Origin of the sequence: Coprococcus sp. OM04-5BH (assembly GCF_003482105.1) — a bacterium.
Classification (GTDB): domain Bacteria; phylum Bacillota; class Clostridia; order Lachnospirales; family Lachnospiraceae; genus Coprococcus.
This window is the reverse complement of record NZ_QULM01000004.1, coordinates 133,560-153,920: the sequence shown is the minus strand read 5'-3', so window position 1 is coordinate 153,920 and position 20,361 is coordinate 133,560. Positions and strand designations below refer to the sequence as shown.

17 protein-coding genes and 1 pseudogene are annotated in these 20,361 nt (G+C 41.9%); 1 reads left to right on the top strand and 17 read right to left on the bottom strand.

All coding sequences use genetic code 11. From position 1 onward, the window contains the following. Window positions 1–79: 79 nt before the first annotated feature. From DXB54_RS09015 to DXB54_RS08995, 5 genes are all read right to left on the bottom strand, one after another. Entirely contained in the window at window positions 80–1,993 is a 1,914-nt protein-coding gene (locus DXB54_RS09015) for a DUF885 domain-containing protein (RefSeq protein WP_118694966.1), read from the bottom strand. 93 nt (window positions 1,994–2,086) lie between these two features. Continuing rightward, a complete protein-coding gene (locus tag DXB54_RS09010; RefSeq protein ID WP_118694965.1) occupies window positions 2,087–2,647 on the bottom strand; it encodes a manganese efflux pump MntP in 561 nt (186 codons plus the stop codon). A 387-nt stretch (window positions 2,648–3,034) separates the two neighbouring features. Beyond that, window positions 3,035–4,441, bottom strand: a complete 1,407-nt coding sequence (gene clpX / locus DXB54_RS09005; protein WP_118694964.1) for an ATP-dependent Clp protease ATP-binding subunit ClpX — start codon at window positions 4,439–4,441, stop codon at window positions 3,035–3,037. Between the two features lie 140 nt (window positions 4,442–4,581). Further along, window positions 4,582–4,920 carry a P-II family nitrogen regulator gene (locus tag DXB54_RS09000; RefSeq protein WP_021937757.1) on the bottom strand — a complete coding sequence of 113 codons (339 nt, stop codon included), beginning with the start codon at window positions 4,918–4,920 and terminating at the stop codon, window positions 4,582–4,584. A 225-nt stretch (window positions 4,921–5,145) separates the two neighbouring features. Beyond that, entirely contained in the window at window positions 5,146–5,982 is an 837-nt protein-coding gene (locus DXB54_RS08995) for a helix-turn-helix domain-containing protein (protein WP_118694963.1), read from the bottom strand. A gap of 276 nt (window positions 5,983–6,258) precedes the next feature. Between DXB54_RS08995 and DXB54_RS08990 the strand changes: the two are divergent. Further along, window positions 6,259–7,539, top strand: a pseudogene (locus tag DXB54_RS08990) (ammonium transporter); the annotation flags it as partial. 119 nt (window positions 7,540–7,658) lie between these two features. Here DXB54_RS08990 and DXB54_RS08985 read toward each other — a convergent pair. The 12 genes from DXB54_RS08985 to ribD all read right to left on the bottom strand — a co-directional run bounded on the left by DXB54_RS08985 (window position 7,659) and on the right by ribD (window position 20,072). Then, window positions 7,659–7,844, bottom strand: a complete 186-nt coding sequence (locus DXB54_RS08985) for a hypothetical protein (RefSeq protein WP_147361027.1) — start codon at window positions 7,842–7,844, stop codon at window positions 7,659–7,661. A gap of 249 nt (window positions 7,845–8,093) precedes the next feature. After that, complete coding sequence (locus DXB54_RS08980) at window positions 8,094–8,525, bottom strand: DUF6465 family protein (RefSeq protein ID WP_118694961.1); 432 nt, start codon at window positions 8,523–8,525, stop codon at window positions 8,094–8,096. 226 nt (window positions 8,526–8,751) lie between these two features. Beyond that, window positions 8,752–10,122 carry a UDP-N-acetylmuramoyl-tripeptide--D-alanyl-D-alanine ligase gene (locus DXB54_RS08975; protein WP_021937762.1) on the bottom strand — a complete coding sequence of 457 codons (1,371 nt, stop codon included), beginning with the start codon at window positions 10,120–10,122 and terminating at the stop codon, window positions 8,752–8,754. Window positions 10,123–10,218: 96 nt separating this feature from the next. Beyond that, entirely contained in the window at window positions 10,219–12,600 is a 2,382-nt protein-coding gene (locus DXB54_RS08970; RefSeq protein ID WP_118694960.1) for an ATP-dependent DNA helicase, read from the bottom strand. After that, the gene (locus DXB54_RS08965) at window positions 12,601–13,143 is read right to left on the bottom strand and encodes a DJ-1 family glyoxalase III (protein ID WP_021937764.1); all 543 of its coding nucleotides are present in this window, start codon (window positions 13,141–13,143) and stop codon (window positions 12,601–12,603) included. It abuts the gene before it with no gap. 125 nt (window positions 13,144–13,268) lie between these two features. Continuing rightward, complete coding sequence (locus tag DXB54_RS08960; RefSeq protein WP_021937765.1) at window positions 13,269–13,790, bottom strand: CYTH domain-containing protein; 522 nt, start codon at window positions 13,788–13,790, stop codon at window positions 13,269–13,271. A gap of 119 nt (window positions 13,791–13,909) precedes the next feature. Further along, window positions 13,910–14,731 (bottom strand): DUF1189 domain-containing protein, encoded by an 822-nt coding sequence (locus tag DXB54_RS08955; protein ID WP_118694959.1) that lies wholly within the window; start codon window positions 14,729–14,731, stop codon window positions 13,910–13,912. After that, window positions 14,731–15,549: an HAD family hydrolase gene (locus DXB54_RS08950; protein WP_021937767.1), complete on the bottom strand. Its 819-nt coding sequence runs from the start codon at window positions 15,547–15,549 to the stop codon at window positions 14,731–14,733. Before DXB54_RS08950 ends, DXB54_RS08955 begins: the two co-directional genes overlap by 1 nt. A 102-nt stretch (window positions 15,550–15,651) precedes the next feature. Then, entirely contained in the window at window positions 15,652–16,113 is a 462-nt protein-coding gene (gene ribH / locus DXB54_RS08945; RefSeq protein ID WP_021937768.1) for a 6,7-dimethyl-8-ribityllumazine synthase, read from the bottom strand. Between the two features lie 447 nt (window positions 16,114–16,560). Then, window positions 16,561–17,760: a bifunctional 3,4-dihydroxy-2-butanone-4-phosphate synthase/GTP cyclohydrolase II gene (locus tag DXB54_RS08940; protein WP_118694958.1), complete on the bottom strand. Its 1,200-nt coding sequence runs from the start codon at window positions 17,758–17,760 to the stop codon at window positions 16,561–16,563. Window positions 17,761–17,945: 185 nt separating this feature from the next. Next, a complete protein-coding gene (locus tag DXB54_RS08935; RefSeq protein WP_118694957.1) occupies window positions 17,946–18,623 on the bottom strand; it encodes a riboflavin synthase in 678 nt (225 codons plus the stop codon). A gap of 321 nt (window positions 18,624–18,944) precedes the next feature. Beyond that, the gene (gene ribD / locus DXB54_RS08930; RefSeq protein ID WP_118694956.1) at window positions 18,945–20,072 is read right to left on the bottom strand and encodes a bifunctional diaminohydroxyphosphoribosylaminopyrimidine deaminase/5-amino-6-(5-phosphoribosylamino)uracil reductase RibD; all 1,128 of its coding nucleotides are present in this window, start codon (window positions 20,070–20,072) and stop codon (window positions 18,945–18,947) included. Window positions 20,073–20,361: the final 289 nt, after the last annotated feature.

Genomic DNA, 20,361 nt, shown 5'->3' with positions numbered 1-20,361 from the left:
GCCCGACATGTTCACATTACTTAGATGACTCACTATTCAATTTTTTAATCAGACTATTAAATCTGCCTGCCCAATTTGACTAATCAGCCTTCTTCTCGGCTATATATTTCTTAACCTCTCTCTTTAAGATGTCATACTGGATAGGTCCGGTCTTAAGGATGACTGTATTGAACTCCTTAAGGTCGAAATCATCGCCAAGCTGTCTCTCGGCATATTCCTCAAGCTCAGCCATCTCGTAGTATCCTGTTGAGTAGCTCTGGTATACCGCAGGATCACCTATGATACTGTCAAATATATCCTGGGCAATCTCACCGTTTAAGCCTGACTTGTTAAGATAATCAGCCACATCATCAACTGACCATCCTTCATAATGAACACCTATGTCTATCCTGCCTGTGGCAAGGTAGCCAATCTCATCATTTATCTTGTAAAGCTTTGTAAGCACATCTGCATATTCAGGATTGTCAAATTCATAGCTTCCGATAGAATCATAGCAGGCATACATTGCCCAGCCCTCTTTATATCCAAGGAAATTGTAAAGGGTTCTTACAGGATTTGGATTCAAGGACATATAGTATGCATTCTGGAACATGTGTCCCGGACATCCCTCATGGGCAAGTGTTGTCCAGAGACCGCTGTCCGCATGGGCTCCATTTACCCTGATTATATTGTGATCCTGATCGTCATATGCCGGTGCCATGTAATAGGCAAGAGTATTCTCAAGGATTGATTCCATTGCCGGATCAAGATTGTCAACATCATATTCTATATTCTTGAAATCAGGATAGTTCTTGGCATTCTTGCTCATAAGCTCGTCTATGATCTCCTTTGAGGTCATACCCTCTGTGGAGAACAATGTATCTGAATTCTCAACAAAATACTCGTAAGCCTCCTGATTTTCACCGTAAAGTGCATACATATCAATGAACAACTGGTTAAGGTTGTCATCCAACATGTTGATAACCTCCTCCGGGGTCTTCTCTGTGCCTGTGTAATATTTAAGAAGATACTCGTAGTAATCCTTGCCGCCATCGTAGTAGCATATTCCAAGATCATTCTGACCGGTTCCCTTAAGGGATGTAAGCACATCCTTTACATTCTGATATGCAGGAAGAAGACTGTTTAAGACCGCTTCCTTATTCTGTGCCTTGAAATCTGCCTTTTCCTCATCTGTAAGGAAATCAAGGGCATCAATATTTGAGTCAAATACTGTGATCATGAAATGATCATCTGTCTTCTCAAGGAAGGTATCACACTGCTCGATAACCTGGTCGCACACGTCATCTGACATGAAGTAGCCCTTCTCTGATTTAACCTTTTCAAAATCAAGATAAGAGTTAAAGTAATCCGGCACCATATTTATAAGCTGGATATAACGCTCCACATCACCCTTATCATCAAATCTGTAATCTGTGAAGTTGGTGGCAAGATTCGCCTGGAGTCCTCTCATAGGGGAAAACGGCTCCATCAGGTAGATATTATCATATGCCATATCTGTAACTGTCAGATACTCGTCAAGCATGTCATAGGTAAGTCTCTGGTCAGCAGTCAGTGCCTTGTAGCTGAAGCCCTCAAGCTCTGCCTTGAAATCTGCATATTTCTTACGTTCTGCAGCAACAGCCTCATCAGACATATCAGTATCTCCAAGGGACACCTCAGGCTCCTCTATTCCCATTGCTTCACCGTCTTTTATGCTGTAGTTATATGAAATAGTATCTGTTGTAACCTCAGCCTTGTAGTACCTGTCCAAGAACTCGTCGAACTTTGCCTGCTCCTCAGGATCCTCCTGATACTGGCTCATATCCTCTGTTGTTATATCTTCTGTGTCCTCATTGCTATCTGTCTCTGTGGTCACAGCAGCCTCTGTGGTCTTATCATTGATGGATCCCTTTACATTTTCCTTGCCACAGGCAGCCATTGAAAACATAAGAACGGCACTTAAAACAAGTGCTGTGCCTTTCCTTATCTTACTTATCAGATTTTTCTTATACATATTTCATCTCCGTTTTCATTTGATACGGCTGTCATATTTCATAAATATCACTGCCGTTACAGAATATATTCAAGTTATATTCTATCCATAAAATTATCCTAATATGCCATATGCGTCAAGTACTATTTTTATTCCGATGAGGATGAGGATACATCCTCCAGCTATCTCTGCCTTCTTCTCGTATCTGCCACAGAATATACTTCCTATCTTCACACCAAGGGCAGATAATACAAATGCGGTGGCACCGATAAATGATACGGCAGCAGCTATATTTACCTTAAGGAATGCAAATGTAACTCCAACCGCCAGAGCGTCTATTGAGGTGGCAACCGCCATGAGCAGCATGGTCTTAAAGCCCATATCATTGTTAAGCTTCTCCTCTTCTCCGAAAGCCTCACGGATCATATTTGCACCTATGATAGCCAACAGAACAAATGCTATCCAGTGGGAGCACTTTGTTACCATGTCTGCAAGAAAACTTCCAAGGAAATATCCGATAAGTGGCATTAATGCCTGAAAGCCGCCAAACCAGGCTCCTGCAATGCACATATGCTTTGCCTTGATCTTGCCAAGGGACAATCCTTTACATATGGACACTGCAAATGCGTCCATGGATAAGCCTACCGCTAAAATAAAAAGTTCTGTGATCTTCATAAATTCTCCTTCATATCAGTATTGTAACTATGTCTGCGACATCATTACAATAAATAGAGCAGCAACCATTACAAATTGCCTACGGCAAGGGTTGCTGCAGCGTAACGATGTCTGCGACATCATTACAATAAATAAAAAAAGACTCAAGGGACAGCAAACAAGCTGTCTCTTAAGTCTCATCATTTACAGTAATACCAGGTATAAATACCATTATGTTGATACTACAACATTGTCTCCAATGCTGACTACTCCCTTACGGACTTCGTAGATTGTATCATAATGATAAACTTTTATCAAGAAGTTTTTCAAGAGCATATATTTTATTAAAGCATCTTTAAGCATTTCCTCTTCGAAACTGCTCCTGACTGCTTCCTTTAAATCCCGCTCCTAGCCCGGAAGTCTCTCCACACCACGCATTTCGATAAGTGGGCTTCCTGTGCCTCTTATATAATCTCCGGTGATGGTCACTCTTCCGATATTATCATCCCTTGGAATCTGGTACATGATATCCAGCATAAATTTCTCAATAATGGCACGAAGGGCTCTGGCTCCGGTCTTCTTCTCCATTGCCTGGGCAGCGATCTCTTCATATGCCGAATCATCAAAGCAAAGGTCTACCTCATCCAAGGCAAGAAGCTTCTTGTACTGCTTAAGGATGGCATTCTTAGGCTCCTTAAGTATCTTCACATACATATCCTTGTCCAGAGCGTCCAGTGTAAAGAGTATCGGAAGTCGTCCGAGGAACTCAGGTATCATTCCAAATTCCCTTAAGTCGTCATTTGTAAGCTCCCTTAAGAGATTTGGGTTATCGTCGTATTTGTCCTTAAGATCTGCCTTAAATCCCATGGAAGCCTGCTTGTTAAGTCTTTCTTTTATTATCTCCTCAATATCAGGGAATGCTCCGCCACAGATAAACAGGATATTTCTTGTATTGATAGTAGTAAGGGGAACCATTGCATTCTTGCTTCCCGAACCTACCGGCACCTCCACATCAGCTCCCTCTAAGAGCTTAAGGAGTCCCTGCTGTACTGATTCTCCGCTGACATCACGGCTGTTTGTATTTCTCTTCTTGGCGATCTTGTCTATCTCGTCGATAAATACTATTCCTCTCTCAGCCTTCTCCACATCATTGTCTGCCACTGCAAGAAGCTTTGAAAGCACGCTCTCTACATCATCACCGATATAGCCTGCCTCTGTAAGGGTTGTGGCATCGGTTATGGCAAGAGGCACATTTAACAGCTTCGCTATGGTCTTAACAAGGTAGGTCTTACCACAGCCTGTAGGTCCCACCATGAGCATGTTGGACTTTTCTATCTCAATATCATCCATTGTATTGGTAAGGACTCTCTTGTAGTGATTGTACACTGCAACGCTTATTACCTTCTTGGCATACTCCTGACCTATTACATACTCGTCAAGCATTGCCTTGATCTTATGAGGTGCAGGTATGGTCTGGAGTGTAAGCTCCGGCTCCTCCTTCTTAGGCTTTGCCGCCTTCTTCTTCACCTTCTGCTTATCCGGTATGTCATTCTTGAAAAGCTGTGACATATCAAGATTGCCCATATTTGAAAGATTTGACAGGTCAAGGAACTGCATGCTTCCAAGACCGCTGTTGTTGAAATTGTCAAATGTCTTCTGCATGCAATCGGGACATATGCTTATGCCCCCCGGCATATCGATAAGCTTTCCCGCCACGCTCTCCGGTCTTCTGCAGAGATAACAGTACTTCTCGTACTCGTCATCCTTATCATTTTCATCTTTATTGTCTATATTGTCATTGTAATTTTCTGACATGTTATCCTCCGGTTTTCTGTTTCTTCTGATTTATCACTATGCCTTACATCTTAACATTTTTCTCTTAAGACAGCAATAGCCCGATATCACCAATAATTGACATCGGGCTATAAAGCGTATCATGTTTTCTGCAAATTTTATTACAGAGCCTGCTCTCCACGCTCTCCTGTACGGATACGGACAACATCTGCAACATCATATAAGAAGATCTTACCATCACCGATCTTACCGGTTGATATCTTCTCGCAGACCTTAAATACAACCTTGTCTGCAACATCATCGGTAACTATTGTCTCGATCTTAACCTTCGGAATAAGATTTACAACATACTCACTGCCTCTGTAGGTTGTCTTGTAACCCTTCTGATTACCATAACCCATAATGTTTGACACCATGGCACCGGTTGATTCACACTCATCTAAGATAGACTTTACATCATCAAGTTTCTCTGAACGAACAACAATCTCTACTTTCTTCATAATTCAGGTCCTCCTGTTATTTCATATTGATCTGCCTGACAATATTGTCTGTGAAATTCCGGCAGATATGTTCCCTTTACACAGTCACACTATCCAACTGCTGACAATATTTTAGCATAGGAAAATCCAGAATTCCACAAATTACCAAAAGACAGAATAATTAAATAATTATCTAATGTAGCAGTAAAATATTTGCCTTTTTTTCCCGCAGATCACTTAATATTATTAAGTTCCCATCGATGTATCACTCTGTAATTTCCTGACTCTTTTTATGAACTTTCCCGGCGTAGTACCCATTATCTGTTTAAATTCATTCTGATAATGAGACTGATCCACGAAGCCACATTCCTCCATATAGGAGCTGATATCATCATATGGATAGGAACGGATCCTGTTTACTGTGGTCTCCACTCTCTTCACCCGGCAGTACAACTTGGGATCCTCCCCAAGCTCAGCCATGAATTTTCTCCTTATGGTTCTCTCGGTATAATCAAACAACTCTGTAAGCTCCGACACCCTAACCTTTCCGTTTCTAAGAGATATATGTGTTGTAATGGAAAGCACTGTGCTGTCTATGTGCTTCGGTTCAATACAGTCCCTTAATATAGAAATAACCTTCTCTGCCCATGTTCTGAAAACATCCTGTCCACCATTATTGACCCAAATATCTAACCGCTCTCCTGTCCGGGATGCATTGTCCAACTCTGCAGACATCTTCTTATAGGAAGTATCTCTACCTATAGCCGTCCTTATCGCCGATATATCCTCCTCCCTCATGGAGTATCCGAAGGGAAGCTGCAATACCACAAAGCTTTTTATTCCTTCTTTATATGTAATGGCTTTTTTCATTCTGCCCAACGGAATTATGTCAACCAATCCCTCTGCAAATACCACCATTATCCCCTGAAGGAGCTGGCAATAAACCGTATATTCCTTAACTCCCGCTCCGGCATATGCGGTATACCAGTCTGTTTCGCAGCCGATCATGGGCAATTTCTCATTAAAGAAAAGCTCTGAATTGTATTTTATGTTCTTCTGGTATATGTCCTCTGCGTAAAACATAATAAAATATACTCTCCTTCAGTGTTCTCTTTATATTATTAAGTCTCTGCTTAATAAATAAAGGTTAATAAATACATGTCCGATTTTTACAATATTTTACCATTTCACAGTCATATACTCAACCTAAATTTAAACAATGCGATGCACAAAGACGTGTCAGAGTTCCCGCCCGGAATGTGACATGTCTTATTTTTTTGTATCGTTGTAAACCCCTGATCCATTGCCCCAGGCAAAATACAAATGGATCGGCGGTGGGAAGAAGAAGGAGGAATTATTATGGATAACTCAGCAATCTTTGCAGTATGGTTCCTTATAGGAGCCGCGTTGGTATTCTGGATGCAGGCTGGTTTCGCAATGGTTGAAACAGGATTTACCAGAGCCAAGAACGCAGGAAACATCATCATGAAAAACCTTATGGATTTCTGTATAGGTACGGTGGTGTTCATCATCATTGGATTTTCACTTTTACTTGGTGAAGATATTGTAGGCATAATCGGAAAACCTGGATTTGACATTTTCACAGACTATGCAAATTTTGATTTTTCAAACTTCGTATTTAACCTTGTGTTCTGTGCCACAACCGCTACTATTGTTTCAGGTGCCATGGCAGAAAGAACAAAATTTATTTCATATTGTGTATATTCAGCTATCATCTCTGCTGTAATATATCCTATCGAAGCCCACTGGGTATGGGGCGGCGGCTGGTTAGCAAACCTTGGCTTCCACGATTTCGCCGGTTCAACATGTATCCACATGGTAGGTGGTATCTCAGCCCTTATCGGTGCTGCTTTACTTGGACCTCGTATCGGTAAGTTCGACAGAGACAAGAACGGTAAGGTAACTAAGGTAAATTCTTTTCCTGGTCATAACCTTCCACTTGGTGCTTTAGGTGTATTCATCCTCTGGCTCGGCTGGTACGGATTTAACGGTGCAGCCGCAACAACCGTTGCGGAGTTAGGTTCTATCTTCCTTACAACAACTATTGCTCCTGCCATTGCAACAGTAGTTTGTATGATATTCACATGGATCAAATATGGCAAGCCTGATGTATCAATGTGTCTTAATGCTTCACTTGCAGGTCTTGTAGCTATTACAGCTTCATGTGATGTTACAGACGCTCTTGGTTCTACTATAATCGGTGCTGTTGCCGGCTTGCTTGTAGTATTCGGTGTATGGCTCCTTGATCACAAGCTTCATATTGATGACCCTGTTGGTGCTGTTGCAGTTCACTGCTTAAATGGTATCTGGGGTACTATTGCAGTAGGTTTATTTGCAACTGATACAGCTCCTGCATTTGCAAGAGGATTTGGTGATGGCGTTACATATGGTGCAAACCAGATATGCGGCAAGGGTCTCTTCTACGGCGGTGGCTTCCACTTACTGGGAGTACAGTTGACAGGTCTCTTCTCCATTGCAGCATGGACAGCCGTAACTATCACAATCGCATTCCTTATTATCAAGGCTACTCTCGGACTCAGAGTTACTGAGGAGGAAGAGATCGAAGGTCTCGACATTAAGGAACATGGTCTTCCATCAGCATACGCTGACTTCACCATCAACAAGTAGGAATTCCATAATAAATACCTTTATAAATCATTACAAAAGTAAGCCCCGGTGGATTATTCCCCGGGGCTTATGTTTTATCTTTCTGCAACGTCTTCCTTATAATGTCTTTATCACAATATCTTCCTTATATCAAATTCCAGAATTTCCTTGCGGAATATATAGTTTATATCACTGTCGCTGTATCCCTTGTTGCATATACTTTCCATTATATCGTTATCCCTGTATATCCTTCCCGGTATCTTGCCGGAATTCTTAAGTTCTCTCTTTCTGTCTTCAAATGAAATAATGTCTGCCACCTGTATCACCCCATATCCGCCATGCCACAGGCATGATCCTACTATGGCTTACACTGTATAAGTACAAGCCTCTGCTTCTGTTTTTTTGAGCTACGGAGTCTATTATAGCACAGTCCCCCCTGACAGCCACATGCAAACTGCAACTTCTAAGAATATGAAGTAAACCCTTTCCTAAACTTAAAAAAATTCCCTGAACATACATCCGGGGAATTCTTTTATTAAGTATTGTATTATATTAAAGACTACTGATTAAAGATTAACTGAACCAGACTCGCCATCTGCTGTATAGTATGCAACACTCTTCTCTGGCTGGTAGTAAACCTTTAAGTCCTTAACGACCTTACCTGCAAGGCTTTCCTTAACCTTCTCAACGATTGAAGCGATCTCAATCTGACCACCTGCGAACTCAATGAATACTGTTTCGCTTGTCTTAACTGCTGCCTTCTTAGCAGGTGCCTTCTTAGCAGGTGCTGCCTTCTTCTCTTCAGCCTTTGGAGCCTCAGCCTTAACTGCTGTCTTCTTAGGAGCTGCTGCCTTAGCAGGTACTGCCTTCTTCTCTTCAGCCTTTGGAGCCTCAGCCTTAGCTGCTGCCTTCTTGCTTGCTTCAACCTTGGCAACTAAATCTGCTGGAGTTGCCTTAACAACCTTCTTAGCGTCTTCTGTCTTCTTTGCTGTAGCCATTATCTAATCCTCCATAATAATTATTATATAACTTAAAAATTTTATATGCTTCAAGTTACCTTGATAATACCTTATTTCCGGGCTTTTTTCAATAATGCTGCTTTTTTTCTCCCTTTTTACCTAATAGTCAGACATTTTTGACAGATATCTGTCAAAATCACCATAGTTTCGGGGGTAATATATTTTTTAGTGGTTTTTTTTTGTAACTTTTGTATAACAAAAAGCCCTAATTCATAAGAATATTCACCACTTCATTGAGTTTCATTCCATTCGATCCTTTAATAAGTACCACATCCTCAGGCTTCATAATAGCCATAAGATATATGGACACCTCCTCGTTGTCGCTGAATGAATATGCCTTGCAGTAGGAATCCGGGCACTCATCTATGGCTTTCTTAATCTCCATGGAATCCTTACCTACTACTACAACCTCATCTATCTTCTTGTCTCTTATATACTCACCCAGTTCCCGATGGTACTTCCTGCTGTTCTCACCCAGCTCAAACATATCTCCAAGAACCGCTATCTTCCTGCCCTCACATTTGTAATCGCAGAGAACATCAATGGCAGCCCTCATTGAATCAGGACTTGCATTGTAAGCATCATCAATTATGGTATATCTTCCCTCAAGCTTCAGCACTCTCTGTCTTATTCCATAGAAATCCTTGAAGCCCTCACTTGCCACTTCCATAGGTATCCCCAGAAGATATGCCACAGCTATTGCCGCAAGGGCATTTCTTACGTTATGTCTTCCCATTGTGGCAAGGCACACATCAACAGACTCTCCGTCGTGCAGGCACTTGAAATATGTGTGTCCCTGCTTTGCTACTATATCAGTGGCTCTGAAATCATTTTCCTCACCACAGCCAAAGGTTATGGTCTTATAGTCAATCCTGCCCTTAACCTCGTTAAGAAGAGGATCATCACCGTTTAAGAGCATTATTCCCCCTTCTTTCATGTGGCTGGCTATCTTAAGCTTCTCATTTCTGATATTCTCCTTGGAACCCATATGCTCAATATGAGCAACACCTATAATAGTAACAACGCATATACTTGGCATTACCATTCTTGAAAGACGCTCCATCTCTCCCGGCTCCGAGATACCCATCTCAATAACTGCTGCTTCATATCCCTTGTCAAGCTCTGACAATGTTACAGGAACTCCCACCTGAGAATTTCTGTTCTCCTTTGTATGGAAGCACCTCTTTGATGTACTGATGGCTGCAGTTATCATTTCTCTGGTAGTTGTCTTTCCTACACTTCCGGTAACCCCTATATAAGGCATATCGTCATACCTTTTTCTTATGTATAATCCGATATCCTGAAGTGCATCACGGGTATTGTCTACCCTTATGTAAGCCTTATCTGACTCCACTATTCCGTCATGCTCCGATGTAAGGGTGGCGGCACCGACTTCCATTGCCTTATCGATGAATATATGACTGTCTACCTTCTCTCCCAGAAGTGGTACAAACAGATCTCCTGCCTTTATCTTTCTTGAATCCGTACAGATATCAAGAAGCTCCGTATCTTCATTTCCTGAAAGCAGTTCACCGCCGGTGGCTTTCAGTATATCCCTAACAGTAACATTAACCATATCTGTCTCCTTGTACTGAGTATCATTTTTCATTTATTTTTTGACATTTTTCAACGTGTGCCAATCATTATAGCACCTCTGGAGGAAAATGTATATCTAAGAATTATCTCTATTGTACTTATCCCAGAAATTCTCCAAAAGTCTCCGGACATTTTCCCGGTTACAGGTAAGGTGATCGTTCCATTCTATTGGAAATAATTCCGTATACTCCCTGTAGGCAAATCTCTCATCCAGAAGAGCAATAACTCCCATGTCCTTCTCAGTCCTTATGACTCTTCCTGCTGCCTGGAACACCTTGTTTATCCCCGGATACTGATATGTATACCTGAATCCGTCCCTGCCGTTTCTGTCAAAGAAATCCATCTGTATCTGTCTCTCGTTACATACCTGTGGAAGACCCGGTCCTACCACCACTGCCCCCACAAGGCTTTCACCTGTAAGATCTATTCCCTCGGAGAATATGCCTCCCATTATACAAAACGCCAGTATGTCATTTCTCCTGTCAAATTCCTCAAGGAACTCCTCTCTCTCAGTCTCGGTCATTGCCGGGCTCTGGGTCATCACATGATAATCTCCGACTCCTTCTTCTTCGGTAATGTCGTAAAGCTTCTCCAGCATATTGTAAGAGGGGACAAATACCATATAATTCCCCTTATGGGCGTCCACAATTTTCCTTATATATTCAAATATATGAAGATATTCATTTTTGTTGCGTCTGTTGTACCGGGTTGTTACATCTCTTCCCAGCAATATTCTTCTTTTTTCCCTGTCAAATGGGGATGGTATATATATTGCCCTGTCACTTTCCGAATCTGACAGCATTTCCTTATAATATTTTACAGGAAGTATGGTTGCCGAGAAAAATACCGTGGCAATGCCCCTGCTCATACACAGGGAGAGATTTGCCGAGGGCTTTATGCAATACAGCTTCACCATGAACCTTCCGTCAGAAAGAAGCTCATCGTATATTACATAATTTTCATCCACCAGATCCCTGATGTTTAAAAAGGTATTGATCTTAAAATAAAACTCCATTACCTCTTTGCGTTCTTTTATATGCCTGTGATCCTCAAGAAATGTCTCAAGAGCGGAATACAGGTTCATCAGGGCAAATTCCAGATCTCCTATGGAAGCAAGCTCCATATAGTCAAGCCCCACAAGCTGCCGTTTCAGAGCCAGGAACTCCCTGTTGCACCGGTCAATGGCTCTGGTGGTCTTAACGCTGTAATTCTTTATTATCTTCTTTGCTTCAAGGAAATCTTCTTTTATGAGCACGGCACTGTACATGGAGGAAGCCCTGTCCACAAGGTTATGGGCCTCATCCACCAAAAAAACGTATTTTCCCGCCTGTCCGTCATCCTTTGCAAAAAATCTTTTAAGGTTCACCCGGGGATCGAACACATAATTGTAATCGCATATTATCCCATCGGCAAATAAGCTTGCGTCCAGACTAAGCTCAAAGGGGCACACCTTATACCTCTCTGCATATCCTGCCACGCAGTCCCTGTCTATTACATTTTCATTTTTCACCATTTCATAGAGAGCATTATTTACCCTGTCATAATGACCTTTGGCGTAGGGGCATTTCTCCGGGTCACAGTTCATCTCATCTAAAGGACACGCCTTTTCCTTGGCGGTTATGATAACTGTCTTAAAGTACAGCCCCTTATCCCTTAACACAGCAAATGCATTTACCGCAACGCTCTTTGCTATGGTCTTGGCTGTAAGATAAAACAGCTTCTCCGTAAGCCCTGTGGCAAATGATTTCACCGTGGGAAATATGGCTGCCATGGTCTTGCCGATTCCGGTAGGTGCCTGAACAAACAAATGCTCCCCATTCTTTATGGTGTTATAGACACAGGCGGCCATGTCCTTCTGTCCCTTCCTGTAGGAATACGGAAATTCCAGATTCTCAATGGAGCTGTTTCTCTCCTTACTGTGTTCCAGGGCAAGCTTTATCCACATGAACATCTTGTCCATAAGCTCTGTGTACCATTGCTCCAACTCACCAACGGTATAAAGCTCTGAAAATCTTTTTATTTCTTCGCTTTCCAGGTTTACATAAGTAACCTGTACTGAAATATCCTTAAGTTTATTTTTCAATGCCCATATATATGCATAGCACTTAGCCTGGGCAAGGTGTACTGTCTCCGGCTCTTCTATGTCATCCAGTTTTCTGTACACACCCTTTATCTCGTCTATCATGTAATCAGTGTCCGCATTTTTGTTGCTTCTCTGATCTATGATACCGTCAGCCCTGCCCTCAACCACAAGACATATATCCTCCCTTGTGACGGCATGCTTGAGAGAAACTTCTGCATCATAATAAGACCCTGCCATTTTCTGAAGCTTTCTATGGATACGGCTTCCCGCATTCATGGCTTCCTTTGACAGAGTCCCACTACTACCATCGCTTATGTCTCCACTGCGAAGGATAAATTCTACAAGTTTTCTTACCGAAATACTTATGTCAACCATTTATCTGTATACGATCTTTACAGCCAGATCATCTGCTGTATCCTTGTCCTTTAATAATTCTACGATCTTAAGTCCAAATTCTATAGATGTTCCCATGCCTCTGCTGGTCACTACATTTCCATCTGTAACAACCGGATCTGTAAGGAACTCTCTGCTGTTAAGCTGTCCCTCCATTCCCGGATAGCAGGTGGCCTTCTTATCCTTAAGTATTCCAAAGCTTCCGAGGGCTGTAGGTGCTGCACACACTGCTGCCACAAGCTTTCCTGAGTTATACTGGCCGGTCACGATCTCCTTAACCTTATCACTGGCGATGAGATTGGTAACTCCCGGCATTCCACCCGGAAGGATAACAGCGTCTGCGTCGCCACCGATCTCTGATATCTTCTCGTCCATCTTGATGGTTATGTTGTGGCTTCCCACTGCATAGTCCTCATCATATACCGATACCATTCTGCAGTCTATTCCTGCTCTTCTTAAAAGGTCAACTACTGTAAGTGCTTCTACTTCTTCATATCCGGTTGCAAATAACATTCTTGCTATCATCAGTCTTCCTCCTTCTTAATCTTTTTTATACTCATGTATCTTCTGTTTTAGTTCAATATCTTTGCCATAAGATCTGGAATATCCTCTTATCTCGATGTCTCTGCCATGAAATCTGCGATATCATCTTATCTCAATGTCTTTTCAATGAAATCGGGAATATCTGCCTTATCCATAGTACTCAAAGCACTGTTCTGATATGCTCCTTCTCCGGTGACATCCCTTACAAACCAGGATGGGGCTTTGAATTTCTCAGCCCACTCCAGCGACGGAAACTCCACCTCTGCATATACAAGTCCTTTGAAATCCCCTTCAAATATATCAAGCTCTACCTTAAGTCCAGCATCAACATCCTTATCCCCGCAGCCACCGTCGGTATCTGTAACAGGGATTATATAACGCTTCTTTAATATTACATTTCCATCAGCTTTTTTTACAAGACTTTCATATTCCGCTCTGTCCATGTCCAGCTCGAATTCTTCTCTTTCTATTAATCCCTTTGACTTTACTGTAAGGATATACCTGTCATCCGATCTTCTGACTCTTATCACAGGACTTGTGGATATATATGCCTGTTCAAGGCTCTTACACCTGTAGCTGTCAAGCTTATCAGGCAATGTATTTACAATATATTTCTTTTCTATCTCCATATCTGTCTCCTTACCGGATATTACATGCTTTTAATGGGCATATTATGGCATTTGCATATTTTTATACGGATACCTGCATATCCACCTTGCCGGCATCTGCCCGTTTACTATTTTCATATTTACAGGCTTCCCGGTGGTATATCGGATATATTTGCCTTGCTCATGATAGCCCTGTTGATATATACAAACGAAATTATCAGCGTGATAAATGTCATAAGTGAAGGTCCTATAATATATCCTGCTGTGGTATTGACCGCTGTAAGCAGGAATGAAAGTGTCTGTCCGAATATACATATCTTATATACCTGGGCAAATTCATACCCGGTATTAAACCTCATTGCAAGAGGCCTTGCAATTATTGTAAACACCAGTGCAAGGAAAAGTATCTTCACTGCCTTTGATACCATCACAAATAATGCCACAAATATTATATACATGTAAAACTGAGGCACCATGGTACTTAAACCCTGATTATCAAAGTCTCCCCAGAACAGGTCAGACAGTTTATAATCAAAATAGGTATACTGCATGCCTGTACTCTTTAAGCCCATGATCACATTTGAACTGCCAAAGGCAATATATATTCCATCGGAATTTATGTCGTCAAGGGTTATGTCTGTGTAATCTGTGTTCACATATATAGTAGCACTTCCAACATCCATGGAAAATTCATCCTCCATGTCAAGGGTTCCGTCCTGATATGTGAATTTAGGCATACTGTTTAGGATGAGATTTTCAAATCCACCAATCCTGGCAACATAGGTTATGGCATTTATTCCAAATTCTATGAAAGCCAGAAGGAAGGAAATTAAAATCATATAGGTTACTACCTTACCTGTGCTAAGCTTAACAAGTTCGTCATAATTCTTAGGACTTGTTACAGCTATGGACAGTCTGTCTATAAGCCTTAACTTATTTTCATTTGCAGGAGTTTCATTCATTATATAATCTCCAATCTCTTTAACGCATTGTATATGCCATCGTCAATGGCGTCCTCTGTGACCATCATGCACTTCTTCTTAAGCTCCTCAGGTCCTTTTGCCATTATAATACTATTAGGCACATAACTCAACATCGGGGCATCATTGTTACCGTCTCCGAAGGCGTAGGCATTTGTAAGAGGCAGGTCAAATCTGTCAAGGAGCGCCTGTATTCCGGTGGCCTTGCTGAACCCCTTTGGCACTATCTCACAGAAATTCCCTTCTCTGTCAATGTAATCGAAATATGGTTCTATGGCATTTTTAAAGCCCTGAAGATCACTCTTTTCATCATACCAGCAGCAGAACTTATCAAATATAAATCTGCCGTCCTCTATATCTTCTCCTACATTTATGCCGTTATTCCTGAAATATCCTACCATTTCCTTTAACAGCTCATTGTCCTTGTTACAGCCGTCCAGATACACACCGTCTGTATGTTCATAAAGCCCGTACATCCTGCTTTTTCTGCATATCATAGCTATATCATGGCACAGTTTTCTGTTGAGTTCATTGTGGAAGATGACTTGATCTCTGTAGCTTATATATGTTCCACAGCCACATACAAAACCATCGAAGCCTGCCGACTTTATCTCTTCGGTTATATTGCACATGACTCTGCCGGTATTTATAAATACAAGATGGCCATTTTCCCTTGCCTGCCTTAGTGCCTTTTTTGCACTTTCAGGGAAATATCTTCTTCCGTCCTCGGTAATAAGGGTTCCGTCAATATCGAAAAAAAGTAATTTTGTATCCTTGTTTACGCTATAATTCTCTGCCATATAAAGCTGCTCCTTTTTGAATATCAGTCCATTTAAATCCGGCTGACTTTAAATTTCCGTTTTTTATTTAACGTCTGACACAACCTTTTTTCCTGAAAAACTTTACATCTGCTTCATAAGGTCGATCATCTCAAGGGCACCCATTGCACAGTCATATCCCTTATTTCCTGCCTTGGTGCCGGCTCTTTCTATTGCCTGTTCAATATTCTCTGTTGTAACAATACCGAACATTACAGGTATTCCTGACTCAAGGCCAACTGCCGCAACACCCTTTGATACTTCATTACATACATAATCGTAATGGCTTGTGGCACCTCTTATTACTGTTCCGAGACAGATCACTGCGTCGTATCTGCCGCTCATAGCCATCTTCTTGGCTGCAAGTGGGATTTCAAATGCTCCCGGCACCCATGCTACTGTAATGTCATCAGGGTTTACGTCATGTCTTAAGAGTGCGTCCTCTGCACCGCTTACAAGCTTTGATACTATAAATTCGTTAAATCTTGCTGCAACAATTCCAATCTTTGCACCATTTGCTACCATTTTTCCTTCTAATTTTTTCATGATCTTTATCTCCTTTTTAATTATTGGCACGGCTCACGAAATGATGGCGTGCTGTCTTTTTTATGTGTCATTTGACACTTTTTTAATTATATTTTTGTTTAGCAGCGTATTTTGTAATATAACGCCATACACGCTCATTTTCTATTCCCTTTGCTCGCTTTTTAACGGCAGTCGCCCAAACTCACCCTTCGGGTTCAAACATGGGCTTTGTGCCTAAAGCTTCCCAAGACTCATAACGAAAATTTCGCTATGGTATGGACTTATATATTACAAAATCGCTGCTCATATACGCTTTTGATCATATCTATATACGAGCTTCTATGATGTAAAATATTTATAACATCATATACTTGGTAATGATTTTGTTTATATTGCATTTCACCAGTTTACATAATACAGCTTTGTATAATGTGGTTTACATAATGCCAAACTTTACAATCCTATATTTTATACGTTATCTAAGATATGGCCCATCTTCTCTTTCTTGGTTCTGAGGTAGAACTCGTCAAATTTGCCCGGTTCCATCTCTATAGGGACTCTCTCTACGATCTCAAGGTTGTAGCCTGAAAGACCGTATACCTTAAGCGGATTATTGGTGAGAAGTCTGAGTTTTCTTATTCCGAGATCCACAAGTATCTGGGTACCGATAGTATAATCTCTTGCGTCCTCAGGGAAGCCAAGCTTGAGATTTGCCTCAACTGTATCAAGTCCCTGATCCTGAAGCTCATAGGCTTTTATCTTATTAATAAGACCTATGCCTCTGCCCTCCTGTCTCATGTAAAGAAGCACGCCTCTGCCCTCTTTTGCGATCATTTTCATGGCGGCGTCATACTGCTGGCCGCAGTCACATCTTGCTGAGCCAAGGGCATCTCCTGTAAGACACTCTGAATGTACACGACATAGAACAGGCTCGCCGTCTGTTATATCTCCCTTAACAAGAGCCACATGGTGCTCACCGTTTAACTTATTGATATATCCATAGATGGTGAACTCGCCATATCTTGTAGGCATTTTTGCCTTGGCAACACACTCAACGAACACCTCATGTTCTTTTCTGTACTGGATAAGCTTTGCTATGGTTGAGATCTTGAGTCCATGCTCCTTTGCAAATGCAATAAGGTCATCCTTTCTTGCCATGGTTCCGTCATCCTTCATGATCTCACAGCAGAGACCGCAAGGCTTAAGGCCCGCAACCTTACATAGATCTACTGTAGCCTCTGTATGGCCATTTCTCTCTATGGTTCCACCCGGTACGGCTGTAAGCGGGAACATGTGTCCAGGTCTTCTGAAGTCTGCCGGCTTTGCGTCATCTGCCACAAATGCTCTGGCTGTTATGCCTCTCTCTTCTGCTGAGATACCTGTTGTTGTGCTTACATGATCTACAGACACTGTAAATGCTGTGCAGTGATTATCTGTATTTGTTATACACATCTGAGGAAGGTTAAGCTTATCTGCGTACTCACCTGCCATAGGCATGCAGATAAGTCCCCTTGCGTATTTTGCCATAAAGTTTACATTCTCGGTCGTGGCAAATTCAGCAGCACATATAACGTCTCCTTCATTTTCTCTGTCCTCGTTATCGAGCATTACTACTACTTTTCCTGCCGCAAGATCTGCAGCAATTTCTTCAATACTGTTAAATTCCATGTCTGTTCCTTTCTTTATCTAAATATTGATTTATTTTATTTATGAAATTATTTTTATTTGTCGATCTGCTTTTATTTGCCGATCTATTTTTATTTATCAGTCCACTCTTATTCATCAGACTATTTTTATCGACCTGCTTTAATTAACGATTCATCTGTATTTGGACATATCTAAGACATTATCTATCAGGCAAATCCGTTTTCAGCAAGGAAGCCCATGTCAAGCCCTCCGCTGCTTTTCTTGCTTGGTTTTTTTTCTGTGCCACCGGTCATCTCATCAAAATGTAGCAGCTTATCCACGTATTTACCTACTATGTCGTTCTCCAGATTAACCACTGTGCCGGGCTTCCCCTTTAGCAGTGTGGTTTCTTCGGCGGTATGAGGTATTATTGATACCTTAAAACAGGTGTCATCCACATATGCTACCGTAAGGCTTATTCCGTCTATGGTTATTGAGCCTTTTTCAATGATATATTTCAGAAGTTTCCTGTCACAATCCACTGTAACCCAGACTGCATTATCCTCTCTCTTCATTTCCCGGATGGTACCTGTGCCATCTATATGTCCTGAAACTATATGTCCGCCAAATCTGCCATTTGCACTCATGGCTCTTTCAAGGTTTACATAACTTCCAGAGCTTAATTTTCCAAGATTACTCCGTCTTAAGGTCTCAGGCATTACATCTGCGGTAAAACCATCGGAAGACATTGCGGTCACTGTAAGGCAAACGCCATTTGTAGCAATGCTGTCTCCCACCATGGTTCCTTCAAGAACCTTTGAGGCCTTGACCATCAGCTTGCAGGAGGCCGCTCCCCTGTCTATCTTCCTGATGGTTCCCATTTCTTCTATTATCCCTGTAAACATCTGCTCACATCCTTCTATTAAAAACATTTCATGCAATGTGTCTATTAATATGATTTACATAGTCATATTGATCTACATGGCCATATTGATCTACATGGCCATATTCCACCAGCCACGTGATTTTTTCTATTCGGTTTGACCGCTTTTTAACCAGCAGCCGCCCAAACGCACCCTTCGGATTTGAACGTGGGCTTTGTGCTGGTAGCTAGGTCAAAACCTCATAACGAAAAATATCACTATTGTCTGGATGGAACATACCATGCAAATCATATTATTTGATCATGCAATTTGATTCTCTAATAAATCACCTGAATATTTTTACTATAATTTTTTATATATCAAGAGAACATCCTCCCCATATTGCTCAGTTTTCGCAAGTCTGAACCGGTATGCTTCATCCGGCAGGGAAACACCCTCGCCATCTACAGGGGAGTGACCTGCTCCGCCAAATATCTTAGGTGCTATATAGGCGTCCACTTCATTTACAACGCCTGCCTTAAGAGCACTCTCGTTAAGGGTTCCTCCACCCTCAAGCAATATTCCATCTATCTGCAGGGCACCAAGCTCTGTCATAAGAGCCTTAAGATCTATGTGTCCGTCATTTTCAGGAACAGCAAGTATCTCAGCTCCCATATCATTTAATTTATTGGCCTTTTCCTGTCCATCGGAAGTATCGATCCATTTGTCAGACACAGCGATTATTGTTCTGACCGTATCTGCAGATTTTACTATGTTGCTGTCCACAGGAATCCTTCCGTGGGTATCGCAAATGATCCTCACCGGTGTTCTTCCACCAGGTATCCTGCAGGTAAGCATGGGATCATCCTTTAATACAGTACCTATTCCTGCCATTATTCCGGATAATGCATTTCTCTGTTCCTGCACATGGTTTCTGGCAGTCTCTCCTGTTATCCACTTGCTGTAGCCCTCCCTGGTCGCTATCTTGCCGTCCATGGTCATGGCATATTTCATTACAACATAAGGAGTCTTGTTCACAATATAGTGAAAGAACACATCATTTATGCCGTCACATTCATCCTTGAGCACATGGGTGATAACCTCTATTCCCGCGTCCCGAAGGAGCTTATATCCGCCACCTGAAACCAGTTTATTTGGATCATCTGAGCCTACAAATACCCGCTTTATCTTATGTTCTATTACCGCCAGGGCACAGGGTGGCTGCTTGCCGTAGTGACAGCATGGCTCGAGAGTAACATACATGTCCGCTCCCTCGGCGTCCTCTGTAAGATGGGCTATGGCATCCCGCTCCGCATGAAGCTCACCATATTTTCTGTGATATCCTTCACCTATGATCCTGCCATCCTTAACAATAACCGCCCCCACCAGTGGGTTAGGGTTCACTGCACCGGTTCCAAGCTTCGCAAGCTCTATTGCCCGCCGCATATATTTCTTATCTTCTTCTGTAATCACAACTGAATTGTGTTCCATTTGATCACTTCTTTCTGTATATATGTATCTGCCCTTGACATCATTACAATAATGGGAGCAGCAACCATTTGAAATTGCCTGTTTGGTAACGCCCCCTCGTTTACACTCGGCGGCAAGTCGTCAGCACCATTCTAAATGTGTCTTCGACACTTGGTGCTTCCTACGGCAAGGGTTGCTGCAACGTAACGATGTCTATGACATCATTACAATAAACAAAGAGCCGGGGGATTAATACCTCCGGCTCAAAATTTCTTAAATCATCCGATAACCAACTGCCATCAACAACATC